The sequence below is a fragment of the Dyadobacter sp. genome (genome assembly GCF_017744695.1).
Taxonomy (GTDB): domain Bacteria; phylum Bacteroidota; class Bacteroidia; order Cytophagales; family Spirosomataceae; genus Dyadobacter.
The window spans coordinates 173,402-188,073 of the sequence record NZ_JAGIAS010000009.1; the positions used below are offsets into that span (position 1 = coordinate 173,402).

A 14,672-nucleotide genomic window follows, 5' to 3' on the forward strand; every position below is an offset into this window, starting at 1 on the left:
AGCTCGTGAAAAAGGGAAATGCAATCGTGCATTTCCCTTTTTGGATGTTACCATTTCCGCTTCTGTTCGAGCGGGTAAGTCTTGTCGATTTTACTTAGAACTACATATAGTGAATCGCGGCTTTCGTTCACGCCCCGCAGGATATAACTGTCGGCGGTGGGCTGCTTGTAATGCAGCGTAATGTGCCGGGCAGTGTCCGCGCGGTTGCGCAGATGGAAGACCTTTCTGATCGTATCTGCCTGATAACCGTAGTAATACCTGCCGATATTGCCGTAATATTCGGTTGTACGTACGGCATTGCGGGTGTCGAGCCGGAAGTTCTTGTTGACCCGAATGCTGACCGTGTTGAATTTTTCAAAAATCACATTCTCCCAGCGTACCGAATCGGTAGGCGTGGGTGGCAACAGCTGATTGTTCAGCCGGAATTCGGTCACTTTGTAGAAGCCGGTGGTCGAAGCAAGCCCATCCTCGAGCGGTAGTTTAAACGACTTCCCGTGCGCATACAGCTGTCCGTACCCGAAGCCGCGCACGATCACAAAGAAGAAAATAAAAACGTATTTGAATGCGACCCGAAGACGGTTCTGCCAGATTCTCGGAAAATGGAGCGGTTTGACAAAAGTTAATGCAACTGCCTGGTGATCAATCAGTATCTGGTAGAACCTGCGTGAATCGCGCACAAGCAGCAGCAGCGACAAGGTAAGCAGGTGAAGGCTGGTGAGCTCCACGCCGGCATCGTAGCCGATGTTGACAAACCAGATCGGCAACAGTATGGCCACCATCATCAGCGCACCCAGTGTGGTGGTTCTGCGGAACAAAAGCAGCAAGGTGGCTATCAACTCGAAAATACCCGCAAACACTTCAAAAAAGGATGAAACACCAGTCGTCAGCCAGTATAATTTGCCGGGCGTGAAATCGCCCAGGTTCGTATTCAACTGGCTGATGGTAGGGAAGGGCATTTGCACCGGAAACACCTTCGCCCAAGCAAACCACGACATGCGCAGGATGATCCCGTAGCGTGCCGCCACGTAAAACCAGTAGTAAATTTTCTCGAAATCCTGCCGCCGCCGGTCGACAAGATCCCACAGGTAACCACCGCCGATGCAAAAAAGGATGGTAATGAACCAGCCGGTGTAATTTTTCCCTTCCTGGCTGGCGAAAAACCAGGGCTTGTTCTGCGAGATCACGTCGAGCCAGCGGAAAGGGTAGTCATTAACATTGAAACCGGCGTCGAAGTCCTGCCTGTAAAACTCCGGTGTAAACGGGATGGTGCTGATCACCGCGTAGATGAGCGCGGTGCGTAACAGGATTTTTTCATACGGCTTCCACGCCGCTGCCTGTGTAATGGTAGACATAAAATAGTTTATTAAAACAAAAATGAGACCTCCCGGTGGTTTGCAGGCACCCCGGTTCGGTTGCAAATTAAGCACTTTTTTATTTATCCTATTTAATCTATAAAATTAATAGATTAAAATTTTGTAAAACCGGACCCTCTTACTTTATCTTTGCAACCGGTTGAACCCGAAGGCCGTTCAGACCACCTTGAACGGCAGCACAAAGCGACCGGCACTAATCCTGCAAATTGTTCCGGTATTGTGCAATCATGCCCTGTGTCCACCCTCAGGTAATTGCAATGTTAACTCATTCCGTCCATCGGCCGCGGCCCGGCGAAGGACGATCGCCTGTGCGCTTATGCATATACGCGGTCGCCCAAACCTGTCTGTGTCCGGCGTAACCTTAGCACCCGTTTTAAGATGCGTAAATTTTTACTAGCGCTCTGTGCATTGCTTCCGGCTGCCCTGTCTCATCATCGACGGCGATCCGCTGGCAGATGTGAAGGAAGTGCTAAAAGTATAGACAGTGATTAAAAACGGTAATGCCTTCCCGGTTAACGATCTTTTGAATCAACCTAAATAAATATCCACATAAACCGTAACACCAATGAAAAAGCTGATCCTTGCTGCCGGAGCACTTTCAATGCTGCTCACCGCCTGCGGCAAAAAGAAAGAAAGTACGGAGCCGTCCACCGAAGAGGTGACGAAAATCCACCAGACTGCATTGACGATCGACCCGCATATTGACCTCCGGGAAGATTTCGACGCCGCGGGTAACGATGCCGGCGCGTTTACCGAGGACCAATTCGACCTGGTAAAGCTCGATTCGGGAAAACTGGACGTGGCTACCATCGCGTTGTTTGCCGACCCGCTGCGCCGCACGCCGGAAAACATCGTATTGGCACGCAAACAGGTCGATAGCAAGCTGGCTGCGATCCGGAATTTTGTCAAGAAACACCCCGACAAGCTGGAATTCGTGCGCTCGACGACGGATATCGAAAAGCTGGCGGCGGACGGCAAGCATGGCATTCTGCTGAGTTTCCTGAACGCGCTGTCGCTTGGGAAAGATACTTCGCTGATCGATCATTATTATAAGGAAGGCGTCCGGGTTTTCGGCTTCGCGCATGCGGGCAACAACGACTGGACCGACTCTTCGCGCCCCAGCGAAGGCCTGGGCGACAAGCCTAACGAGGCCGGCGGGCTCACGGCCATCGGCAAGGCGGCGGTGCCGATCCTGAACCGGAAAGGGGTGATCATCGACGTGTCGCAGCTCACCACCGATGCATTGAACCAGACGCTGGAACTGAGCAAAGCGCCGGTGATCGCCTCCCATTCTGCCGTTCGGAGCATTGTCGACAATTCGCGCAACCTGTCCGACGCCGAACTGAAAGCCATTGCGGCCAAAGGCGGCGTGGTGCATATTGTAGCTTTTGCAGCTTACCTGAAAGACACGGCCGCATTGAAGGAGGATTACAAAAAGCAGATTTTCGAGCCGCTCGGGCTGCAAGTGGGCAAGGATAACCCGAAGGAAAAGCTTGATTCGGCCGGTTACCGCAAATACAAGGACGCCTACCGCACATTTTCGCGTAATGAATGGAAATACGCTTCGCTGGACGATTATCTGAATGCGGTCGATTATGCCGTGAAGCTGATCGGCATCGATCACGTGGGTTTCAGCGCCGATTTCAACCATGGCGGCGGTGTGAAAGGTTATGCACACGTAGGAGAGGGGCCAAACATCACGGCGGCGCTCCTGAAACGGGGCTACTCCGAAGCGGATATTCAGAAACTGTGGGGAGGCAACTTTTTGAGGGTATTCAAAGAGGTGGAGAAAGCCGCACAAACAACTTCCTTAGCAAGTAATACAGCGGTAGGCCAATCAGAAATAGCAAAAAACCGATAACCGCGATTTCGGGCTCGAAATACATAACGCTGATGTTGACCAGCGCGTAACCGGCGATGAAAATGAGCGTCATCCAGGGGTACAGCTTCATCTTGTAAATGCCGCCGGGCTCGCCTTGTATGCGGGCCCGGCGGCGCAGGATGAACACAGCGGCGCAGGCGGCGATGAGGCCGATGCTGTCAAAAAACATGACGTAATTGAGTATTTGCTGGAAGGACGAAATGCTGAACAGGAAAACGATGATCAATGCAGTATAGACTGTGAGCGCCACTTCCTGCGTTTGCGTGCGATGGTTGACTTTGGCAAAAACAGCCGGCAGCACGTGTTCTTCGGCCATGGCGTAGTACACCCGCGGGTTGGATAGCAACGAGGCATTCACATAAGCCAGCACCGCCAGGAACATCACCACCGACACCACCCGCGCGGCCGATTCCCCGAAAATCACCGCCACCATCTCCGCCGCTAGTGCCGGCGAATTTTGCAGTCCTTCGAAGCCCAGCACCGACACGTAAGCGTAATTCACCGCCAGGTAAAGCACCAGTACCAGCCCCATTCCCAGGAAAATCGAGTGGGGCATAGTGCGGTGCGCGTCTGGCACGTCATTGCCGAAGTTCATGGTCTGGTGATAGCCGCCGTAGGTGAAAAAGATCGGCACGAAGCACAGCCAGAATGCCTGCAACGGGCTGCCGGAAACTGCCGGCAGCATGGCTTCCCTGGCCTGCGGGTGAGGCAGGAACACGATCGAGATCAGCAGCACGAGCATACCGATTTTGATCACCATGAGCACGTTCAGGGTCCGTGCGCCCATTTTAATACCTAATAAATTGATCCCGTACAAAGCCAGTACCGCCGAAATGGTGGTAATGCGCGTCGCTAGCACGGGTTCCATGTCCGGGAACAGCAGCGGGCAGATGTAACCTGCACCCATCATCGCCACCGAAGCGCTTGATCCCGCATTAGCGATGATCGAGATCCAGTTGACCATGAATGCGAATGCCGGGTGGTAGCAATGCGAGAATATCTTGTAGAAACCGCCGGCAGCCGGGTAGCGCGAGCCTACTTCGGCAAGCGTCAACGCGCCGAACAAGCTGATGACCGCCCCCGCGATCCATGCCGCGAAGAAAATGGACGGTACCTGGGCCTTCTGAGCGATTTCGACGGGCGTGCGAAATATGCCGGTACCGATCACCATGCTGGTCATGAGCATCGTCAAATCGAAGGTGTTCAAGCGGGGTTTGATGGCCATGGCGCTAGCGGGTGAGCAGGCCCGCGTCGATCACGAGCTGGGTGCCGGTAATGAACCGTGCTTTGTCCGACACCAGATAGAGCACCGCATAGGCCACGTCCTCCGCTTCGATCCACGGCACGGGCAGCAGGTTTCCGGCGGAGGCTTCCGCGATTTCAATCGCCGTTTTGCCTTCCAGCTCGGCAAGCCCGTCGTTCATCGGGGTGTTCACGCCGGTAGGGTGGATGGAGTTGACCCGTATATTGTGCGGTGCCAGCTCGATCGCCCACGATTTCGTAAGGCCTACCAACCCCCATTTAGAGGCCGCGTAATGGCTCAGCCGGTTCATTCCGCGCAGTCCGGCGATGGACGAGTTGTTGACGATATTGCCCGATTTTTGTGCGATCATGACCGGGATCACATGCCGTGCCGCCAGCCAGGCGCCTTTCAGGTTGATGTCGATCATAGCATCCCACTCGGCTTCGGGAAGCTCGTGGGCGGCCCCATAAGCACAGATACCTGCATTGTTGAACAGCACGTCGATGCGCCCGAGTGCGGCGACGGTAGCTGCCACGGCGTTGCTCAAATCGGTATCCACGCGCACATCGCCGGTAAAGATTTCGCAACGAACGCCCCTTTGTTCGACCTGCTGTTTCAGACTTGCCAGTTCGTCCTCCGAGCCGAGCGTGTAGCCGGGGTAGGAGAGCGGCCGGGCAATGTCGAATGCGGCGATGTGGTAGCCCTCGCCTGCGAGCGCGAGCGCGGTGGCGCGTCCCTGTCCGTGAGCGGCGCCGGTGATGAAAGCAACAAGGCCAGCCATATCAGATCGTATGTTCGGGTTTGAATGGGTTCAGGTAAGTGTCGATTTCGGTGCCATTAACATTGTTAAAAATGTTGGTGGCGATCATAATACCCGCAAATGCGGTCAGAAGTACGATTTCGGAATCGGTGTAGCGTTTACGGACCGGGACGAATTCGGCGTCTTCCACAAAGCCGCGATTCCGGGCGATGGCGGCGCCGAAGGTAAGCAGCGCCTGCTCTTCGTCCGAAACCACCAGCGCCTCGGGGCTTTCGCCCGCCTCGATGATCATCTTACGGAAATAGGTGCTACACAAAGGGCAGTCGGCCGCCTCGGAGATCGACCACGCGAAAAGCGTTGCAAGGCGTAGTCCCGTGATTGCTTTCACTTCTTCAAAAAGCGGGTACCACTGCATGTAGGCTTTGAATGCGGTGCCCGAATGGCCCAGCGTGGCTTTCATGTTGGTGATCCGCGAATTGTAAACCGTTGTATGCTGAATGAATGCAATCTTGATCTCGGACGGGTAATCCTTTTCGCTCAATGGTTTTATCCTGGGCATCTTGAATGTTTTTATGAATGATGTCAAATAGTTGGCTCTCCCTGGATATAGCCCAGCGATTGGAGAAAGATGTCGGTGTCACGCAATGTTTTGGTAAACCATGCGCCCCGGTTGAAAAAGCCATGGGGTTGCTCGGGGTAAAATAACTTCCCTACTTACCGGCCGCTTGTTGCTGTTGCTGAACAGCTTGCGGCAGACGACGTTTGAGCACATCGTCCCAGGTGATGTAAGGATAGATATTGTATTTCCTGGCCTGCTCTTCAAATAATGCTTTTAATTCTTCCAGCTTCTTCGGATTCTTTTTAGCCAGATCGATACGTTCGTTGAAATCCTCGTTCAGGTTGTAAAGCTGCCAGTCGTTGTGCTCGGGATCGGCCACGCTGATGGCGCTCACCAGGTTGCCCGCAGGGGCCGAAACCGGTTTGTAGGCAAATCCGGCCTTCCAGCCGTCGTGATAGATCGACCGCGAGCCGAAAATGTAGTAGTACTGTGTCTTGTGCCGCGAGACGGCCTTGGCGTCGCCGATGGAATAGGCGAGGGAGGTTCCCTGGATCGTGTCCTGCTTTATACCGCGGATTGCCGCAGGCGCTTTAATTCCCGTAATTTCCAATGTAGTAGGCAACAGGTCGATCACGTGCCCGTACTGCGTACGAATGCCGCCTTTATCCTTGATTCCTTTCGGATAGAATGCGATCAGCGGGTTGCGCGTCCCGCCCTCCGAATGCGCGTCCTGCTTCCAGTATTTGAAGGGCGTATTGGCCGCCTGTGCCCAGCCGAGGGGGTAATTGGCATTGGTACCTTCCGGCGCGCCGATCCATTCAATTTGAGCCAGGTTGTTTTTTACCTGCTCAGCCTCCGATAGTGGCGCCGAAGCCAGCGCCGCATTCGACGACCGGGCGATTACACCGCCCAATGCACCTTCCTTACTGGCCCCGTTATCGCCGATCACAACCAGAATGAGCGTGTTTTCCAGCTGGTTGATCTGTTTGAGATGGTTTACCAACCGGCCTACTTCATGGTCGGTGTAAGTCAGGTATCCGGCGTAAACTTCCATGAAACGGGCGTACAATTTCTTTTCGTCGGACGAAAGGCTTGCCCAGGCGCGGATGTTGGGATTACGCTCCGGCAACACCACATTAGCAGGGATAATGCCCTGCTTTTTCTGTTGTGCAAAAACAGTCTCCCGGAAAACATCCCAGCCGCTATCGAACTGGCCTTTGTACTGATCGCTCCATTCCTTTGCAACCTGGTGCGGGGCGTGGGTGGCGCCTGGTGCGTAATACAGGAAGAAGGGTTTGTCCGGCGCAGCTTTTTTCTGGCGGTCGATGAAGCTGATCGCCTTGTCGGTAATCTGTTCGTTCAGGTGGCGGCCGTCAGGCTGCACGTGCGCATTATCCTCCACCAGATCGGGTTTGTACTGGTCGGTTTGAGAGCCGAGAAAGCCGAAGAAATGGTCGAACCCCTTGCCGGAAGGCCATCGGTCGAACGGGCCGGCATCCGTAGCGTCCTGGTCGGGCGTAAGGCCATATTTTCCTACTGCAAATGTGTTGTAACCCGATTCCCGCAGGATTTCTGCTACTGTCCCCTTGTCGGAAGGAATGCGTCCGTCCCATCCCGGAAACCCGAACGATGCCCAGGTGTGCGAGAAGCCACCTTCGTGTACCGAGTGGTGGTTGCGGCCGGTGAGCAATGCCGCACGGGTAGGGGCGCAGATCGCCGCCGTGTGAAAATTGGTGTAACGCAGACCGTTATTGGCCAGACTATCGAAAACCGGGGTACGGATCACCCCGCCGAAAGTGGAAGTAGCGCCGAAACCGACGTCGTCGAGCAGGATCCAGACCACATTGGGAGCGCCTGCGGGCGCTTTCAACGGATTAGTCCAGACTTCTTTGGAATCGGCTAGACTTTTGCCTACCGTTCCGGTGAAAGGCTGCTGCTGTTGGGTAATGTTTTGTGCCGAGGTGCGCGACCAGGACAGGCCTGCCGCCAGCAGCGCCGCGAAAAGTAGTTTTTGCGAATGCATATATGATTTGTTTGGTAAAACAATGCTTCGATTCTTACCGGCGAGCAGGTTGGTGGCGGCTGAATGGCGCTCTGAGGTTGATTTTAATGAAAATCTACAAAATCGATAGACAAAGTAAATTTTTATTTTGAAAACTAACAAGTACTGAATGGTTTTTGCGCCAACTTTCGGCTGCCGAATGGGAGCAAAGCATTTACAGCTACTGCGATCGGCAATGCATGCGCATCGTCACAGAAGTCACCGGTGTCCGTCTCAATATCGTCCGGCAACAGCGGAATTTAGGAATACGTATACCTATGGTCGTTCACTGCTGATTGCGTCCCCCGCAAATGCCAGACATTGCATTGCCGCCAGACTCCATTGCGCAACGCCATTGGTGGATATGCGCGGGGCTTCTTCCACTGGGTTTAAAACATCTGGCGCCTGAATACGCGAGGTTTGGGTAATGGCCTCGCGGGTACCGCCCTGTCCGCGGTGAAATTCCTGCCAGGCGCGTTCAGCAAGTTTTTTGTCGCCGGTTACCTTCGCGGCGAATGCGGTGAGGCGTGCATGGCCTTGTTGCAAGTTCAGCTTTTTAAGGCTTTCTCCTAATGCCTGCTTCTGTTCTTCGGGCGCGGCATTGTACAGGCGGCAATAGTCCGTCCAGGCTTTTTGAAATGCTTTATCGTCGATCAGGCTGGTCAGCTCGTAACATATTTCCGCAAGCCCGAAGACTGCGCTTAGGTGCGAAACGGATATTTTGCCGGTCGGTTCGTGCTGGAATGCGCCGGTTTTGAGGTTTAACAAGGACGAGCCCGTAAAAAAGCCGTGAGGCTGGGCGGCGATGGTGCGCATGCTGTTGAGCAGCTTGTCGCGGATGGCTTTATCCTGCGTGCGCTCCCATTCGGTAAGCCAGGCACCTGCTACGGCACCCCAGTCCGTGCCGAAGGATACGGTGGCCAGGTCGGAGTTTTCGGTGTTTTTCGGGGCTGCCGCATTCACTTTCCTTACGGGCACGATCGTTTGCAATGTGTTCACTGCATCGATCTGCTCGCGCATGAGATCGCCCGTGCGCTCGTCGGCGGTGAGGTAGTAGAAGAACCGGCGGTTGGTGGCGGTGCTGATGCGCAGCTGCTTGGCGCTGCAACCCCAATGCATCACATTGTGTCGTGACCCGAGAGGCGCGAACGGGCCGATATGGTGCACATCCCCTCGCCGGTATGGCGCGTCATAGCCTCGGCCAGTCGGAATGCGTCGGAGCGGCCTGTGCGGAGAAAGTGGTACCAGAGCCAGATGTCGGTCGATAGCTCGGAGTTATCCCAGGCGAATCCGCCTACGTCGTACTTCCACACGTGCCGGTCGGTGTCGTAGGAATGCATGAAATCTCCGTAATTCCAGAATCCGTACCAATGCCGCTCTTCTACCTGTTTTTTGTAGTATTCAAAATAAAAATCCAGCTGCTTTTCGATCTTTTCCTTGGCCGGCACCGAGCGGTCGGGCAGGCTGAATGCGCTGCCAAACACGCCGCTTGTGACAAGATAGGCAGGCGTCGGCAGCAGCACCGGTGGCGATTGGATTTGCCGGACGATACCTGCCAGCGCAGCATTCGAAGGTGTGGCGGGTAGTGCCCAAAGCTGCATTTCGCTCGTGCGTGCTACCCCGTACGGGCGCCCGTAGCCAGGTTCGTAATCCTCGTAAGTGATTTCCAGCCCTTCGAGTTGCTCGGCGTAGGTGTCCTGGCCCATGCCATCGTGGTAGAACCGCATGTCCATCGGCTCCGCGCGCGGGGCCCAGAGCCAGAGCGTGACCTCGCCGTTGTCTTGATCCGCGTTTCGGATATCGAGTTGGGCAGGGTGACTTTGCCAGAAATTGCGGATACCAAATGCCATCCCGCCCGCAGGCGTACCCACATAGCCCGTTCCTGCCGACCGTTTTCCAAAAGCCGATTGCAGCCAGCTATGGCCGGATTTGGTCTGTTTTTGTATTTCAAATGCATCCGGCGTGGGTTGGAAAAGCGTGTAATTGCCGAATGCAGGAATGTATTGCAGCCTTTTGGACACGCTGTCCGGTAGTTGCTCATTGCCGGGTGTGGCCTTGCCCGCTACCTGGGCATCGGTAAATGCCTTGCCCGGATCGCGACGCAGGCCGGTAAGGCCGCGCACAGCTTCGGCGAAAATGCCGTCGTGCTCGCCTGCGAAGCGGATATGCCGGTTATGCAGCTCCTGATTTTGAAATGGAATATCAAACCGCACGCCAACGCCGCGGATGAAATCCTTCGTCTCGTCGGCATCGTAAATAATGGTATGCACAAGCCGCACGGCCTCGCTTTCCGCATAGAAATACAGCCGGATGGTAAATGGCAGCAGTTGCCTGTTTGCATCGGCATGGCTGCCCTCCACTTTTACCACAGCACGGACCGGGCCGTTTTGCTCGATGGTGAGTTTGGAAATTTTACCTTCAAAACGGCTGACCCCAAAGCTGGTTTCTTCATCGTCAGTACCTTGTTGCTGCACCAGAAGCACCAGCCGTGCGTTCGCGGCGGTAGTTTTATTTTCGGTGGAAAGCGTTTCGAACAATGTATTCCCGTTTTTCGCGATAGTGCATTGCAGCTTGCCGGTATCAATCTTCCAATGCGATGCGGTTTCCCCGATCAGCGCCTTACCTGGCTGCTTCTGCGGTTTCACCGGTTGAATGGACCAGTTACCCTGCGGCGCTTCCGCATGTGCGAGTGCGTGGGCGGTCCATTTAAGCGTACCGTCGGGCCAATAGGCCAGGGGCCAGGTTTGCACCGGCTTTTCGACATTGCCTTGCAAGAGCTGGAAACCGCTATCGGCCTTCACTGCGCCCTTCGGCCAGGGTACGCCCCAGGTAGCGCCGCAGACTGGCTCGTCGGGTTGTTCGAGCCAATGCAGCGGGGCGGCCATCGCGCCCGCCGCTCCGGTTGTTTTTCCAGTAAATGCGCCGTGCATCGCAGCCCAACCCGGCGATGTGAGACCAGCCGAAAGTGATGCAAAAGCAGGACCGGATGCCGCGGCCATGACTGAGTTTTTTACAAATTTTCTGCGTGTTATTTTCTTCATTTCAATCCAGAGTAAGGGCGTTTACGGACATGCCGGAAAGTGATACGGCGGTAAATTAGGAAAGTTTTTTAGTATATCGGTGCGGTAGATTAAATAGATTATATATTTTTGTGTCAATCCTACAATTAATCTATCAAATTGTATATTTTAAATATATAGTTGTTTAATTGATGAAATACGCTATGTTTCATTGGATTGTGTTGGCCGCATTTAGTGAATCAATATAAGCTGAGCACATCAGCGAAACCGGCATGATCGCGACAGGCCGGTGCATTGCCGACAGTTTCTTTCCGTGTAGAACCGCCCTGCACGAATAAGGAATGTTTTATTTAAATAATCCAAAAAAATCTCAATGAGAATCAACACCAGCGACCGCAGGTCACCGATTTTATGAAGCAACTTTTTTATCATTTCAGCATTGCCGCCTGCCTGGCGGGGGCGGCCGTCGTGGTGCATGCAAAGCCCGCCGAAAACAAGCGGGTAGTTTCGCCCAAACCAAAACTGGAAAGGCCGGGCCGCGCACCATTTGCGGTAACCAAGCCCGCAAGCCAGCATTTAAAACGCCATGCCGAACGAATTTTGAAGGGTACCGTCAAAGACGATAAAGGCGAGGCGCTACCCGGAGTGAGCGTGGTCATCAAAGGCACCACCCGCGGCTCGCTCACCGACGAAAAGGGAAATTTTGAACTCGGTGTACCTGAGCAAGGTGCGGAGTTGGTGTTCTCATTTGTAGGCTATGTGCAGCAACAGATCACCGTCAAAAACGAATCGCTGCTGAATGTGGTGCTGCTGTCGGACACCAAGGCGCTGGACGAGTTCGTGGTGGTCGGTTACGGAACACAGAAAAAGAGCGACGTGACGGGCGCAATTTCGAGCCTTTCGGAGGCGCAGATCCGCGAACGGCCCGTACAGAACGTGGTACAGGCCATGCAGGGCAAGGTAGCCGGCGTGGATATTACGACCAACCAGCGTCCCGGTGAAGTAGGGCAGATCCGCATTCGCGGTAACCGCTCCATCAATGCGTCCAACGAACCCTTGTACGTGATCGACGGCGTTCCGCTTTCGGCCAGCGAGGTGACAGCCATTAACCCGAATGACATTGCGTCCGTGGAAATCCTGAAAGATGCTTCTGCCACAGCCATTTATGGCTCGCGCGGCGCCAATGGGGTGATCCTCATCAATTATAAGGAAGGTAAAAAAGGCCGAACCAATATCAGCTATGACGTCAGTTACACGTCTACCAAAATCCATTCGATGACCGACTGGATGAACTCGGGGCAGCTGCTCGACTGGCAGCGGCAGGCGCATATCAACGGTGGTACTTACACCGGCAAATACGGCACCGCGCCCGACCCGAATTTCGACATTCAGACATTCGGCGGCGGCGAGGAGTACGGCATCAACAGCATCCGCACCGCTTATGAATGGAACCAGGACGGCACCGTGAAACTCCGCGCGGCCACCGCCGAAGAGCAGGCCGCAGGCTATGCCGCGCAAGTTCCGGTGTACAATGCCGCTAACCTGTTCGACCAGAAGTGGGGCGACCTGGTGACCCGTACTGGCCGCACGCAGAACCATTTGCTGTCGCTTTCGTCGGGTACGGATAAGTCGAGGGTGTATCTCTCGCTGGGTTACCTCAACCAGCTCGGGACGCTGAAAGACCAGGATTTCAAACGCTATTCGCTCAATTTGAAAGGCGACATTACGCCCCGCAAATGGCTGACCGTCGGTCTGGCATTGAATGGCGTGTACTCGTTGCAGAACTACGGAACGTCGGAAAACTCGTCGAACAGCGGCGCCAAAGACTCTTACGGCCAGGCGCTCGCGCTCATGCCTTATGCACGCGCATTCGACGATAACGGCCAGATATTGAACACCAACCGTGAGGGGCTTTCGGCGCATAATGTGCTGTTGAACATCAATAACTCCACCAACGAGCATAAGCTCGCCTCGCTGCTTTCGAATGTGTACGCCGAGATCCGGTTCACCGACTGGCTGAAATTTTCGAGCAAATTCGGCGCGCAATACAGCGACAAGGAGTACGGCTCTTTTTATGGCGCGAATTATACCAACCCTTTCAGCGCAGTAGGCACCGCGCCGCTGATCGGTTACAATGCACACAACAAGTCGCTCGGCTGGACATTGGAGAACCTATTGTTTTTCAATAAACAATTTGGCATACACAACTTCGGCGTGACCTTGTTGCAATCCGCACAGCAGAATACCAACAATTCGATCAACATCCGCGCCCAGGGCATTACATTCCCGTCGTCGCAGTGGTACAACCTGGCCGCGAACGCGATTGGGAACCCGATGGGCTACGGTACTTCGTACAGCCGCTCGGCGCTCGCTTCCTACATGGGGCGCCTCAATTACGGCCTGCTCGACCGCTTCCTTGTGACATTGACCGGCCGCTGGGACGGCGCTTCCGTGCTTGCCGAGGGCAATAAATGGGAGTTTTTCCCGTCGGCCGCGTTGGCCTGGAAGCTCGAAGAAGAGGCATTCGTGAAGCAGATCGACTGGATCAGCCAGTTGAAGCTCCGGTACAGTTGGGGACGCACCGGTAACTCGTCCGTAGCGGCCTATTCTACCGGCGGCTCGATCATCGGCGCGGCTTATGTTTTTAATGAAACACAATATGCCGGCTACAAATCGTCGACGATGCCCAACACGGCATTGCGCTGGGAGAAAACGGCGCAGCAGAACATCGGTCTGGATTTTGGCTTGCTCAGAAACCGCATTTCGGGCTCGATCGAGGTGTATAAAGCGCAGACGAGCGATTTGCTGATGTCGCGCTCGATCCCGCCGGTGCTGGGCTACACGAGCATTCTGAGCAACATCGGCAAAACCGAAAACCGTGGTGTGGAGATCACCATTTCTTCCGTGAATGTGCACCAGAAGGATTTTACGTGGAGAACGGATCTGAACTGGTCGGCGAACCGGGAGAAAATCCTCGAACTGACCAACGGTGCTACCGACGACCTGGCAAACGGCTGGTACATCGGTCAGCCGATCTCGGTTTTTCGCGATTACCAGTATGACCGGCTTTGGCAGAACACGCCGGAGGATTTGCGGTTAATCGAGCTTTACAAAAAGATCGGCAACATTACCGCATTGCCGGGGCAGGTGAAGATCAAGGACCAGCCGCTGGTGGAAGTGGGCGAGGGCGCTACCGGTTCCAAATCGGTGACTTTGGCGAGCGGCGAGGTGGTCAATTACCTGGACAATGGTTTTGGAACCATCAACGACAGCGACAAGTCGATCCTGGGCAGCAACCGGCCTTCCTGGACAGCGGGTTTGACCAACACATTCGGCTACAAGAACTTTGAGCTGAGCTTCCTGCTCCAGGCACGCATTAACAACCTGTACTACGGCGCATTGCAAACCTACGGCCGCCGGGTAGAGAACGACACCTGGAGCCCGACCAACACCGGCGCGGCCTACCCGCAACCGACCACGGCGACCTTTACCAACTACAATAATGTACGCAACTATGTAAACGGCTCGCTAGTCGCGTTGCGGAATGTGTCGCTTACCTACACGCTCAACCAGGGCATTGCCGACCGTTACAAAATCGGCAGTGCGCAGGTGTACGCGCAGGTGCTCAACCCGTTCATGTGGGGCGGCGCGGCTGTGAAAGCGGGACTGAACCCCGAAGACCTGACCGGCTGGGATACCACCGCGGGCGCGCAGTCGGGCGGGCAGACGAACAACACCATCCTGAACCGCAGCCTGGTGCTGGGACTGAGAATTACCCTTTAATAAAGCATTTC

General features: G+C 54.7%; 9 protein-coding genes. 2 read left to right on the top strand and 7 right to left on the bottom strand.

Annotation, left to right across the window (positions count from 1 at the left end):
* Positions 1 to 47: 47 nt before the first annotated feature.
* Positions 48 to 1,352, bottom strand: coding sequence for a hypothetical protein (locus J7619_RS27470; RefSeq protein WP_291206746.1), 1,305 nt, complete (start codon positions 1,350 to 1,352; stop codon positions 48 to 50).
* Between the two features lie 586 nt (positions 1,353 to 1,938).
* On the opposite strand from J7619_RS27470, the gene J7619_RS27475 reads away from it, so the two are divergent.
* A complete protein-coding gene (locus J7619_RS27475; RefSeq protein WP_291206748.1) occupies positions 1,939 to 3,234 on the top strand; it encodes a dipeptidase in 1,296 nt (431 codons plus the stop codon).
* Here J7619_RS27475 and J7619_RS27480 read toward each other — a convergent pair.
* The 6 genes from J7619_RS27480 to J7619_RS27505 form a co-directional block, all read right to left on the bottom strand.
* The gene (locus J7619_RS27480) at positions 3,149 to 4,480 is read right to left on the bottom strand and encodes an APC family permease (protein ID WP_291206751.1); all 1,332 of its coding nucleotides are present in this window, start codon (positions 4,478 to 4,480) and stop codon (positions 3,149 to 3,151) included. The genes J7619_RS27475 and J7619_RS27480 overlap by 86 nt on opposite strands.
* A gap of 4 nt (positions 4,481 to 4,484) precedes the next feature.
* Positions 4,485 to 5,279 carry a mycofactocin-coupled SDR family oxidoreductase gene (locus J7619_RS27485; protein ID WP_291206754.1) on the bottom strand — a complete coding sequence of 265 codons (795 nt, stop codon included), beginning with the start codon at positions 5,277 to 5,279 and terminating at the stop codon, positions 4,485 to 4,487.
* Between the two features lies 1 nt (position 5,280).
* A complete protein-coding gene (locus tag J7619_RS27490; protein WP_291206757.1) occupies positions 5,281 to 5,817 on the bottom strand; it encodes a carboxymuconolactone decarboxylase family protein in 537 nt (178 codons plus the stop codon).
* 151 nt (positions 5,818 to 5,968) lie between these two features.
* Complete coding sequence (locus J7619_RS27495; RefSeq protein WP_291206760.1) at positions 5,969 to 7,840, bottom strand: arylsulfatase; 1,872 nt, start codon at positions 7,838 to 7,840, stop codon at positions 5,969 to 5,971.
* Between the two features lie 294 nt (positions 7,841 to 8,134).
* On the bottom strand, positions 8,135 to 9,025 hold the full coding sequence (locus tag J7619_RS27500) for a hypothetical protein (RefSeq protein WP_291206763.1): 891 nt from the start codon (positions 9,023 to 9,025) through the stop codon (positions 8,135 to 8,137).
* On the bottom strand, positions 8,977 to 10,899 hold the full coding sequence (locus J7619_RS27505; RefSeq protein WP_291206766.1) for a hypothetical protein: 1,923 nt from the start codon (positions 10,897 to 10,899) through the stop codon (positions 8,977 to 8,979). The genes J7619_RS27500 and J7619_RS27505 overlap by 49 nt, the downstream gene beginning before the upstream one ends.
* A gap of 390 nt (positions 10,900 to 11,289) precedes the next feature.
* Here J7619_RS27505 and J7619_RS27510 point away from each other — a divergent pair, with 390 nt between their 5' ends.
* On the top strand, positions 11,290 to 14,661 hold the full coding sequence (locus J7619_RS27510; protein WP_291206769.1) for a TonB-dependent receptor: 3,372 nt from the start codon (positions 11,290 to 11,292) through the stop codon (positions 14,659 to 14,661).
* Positions 14,662 to 14,672: the final 11 nt, after the last annotated feature.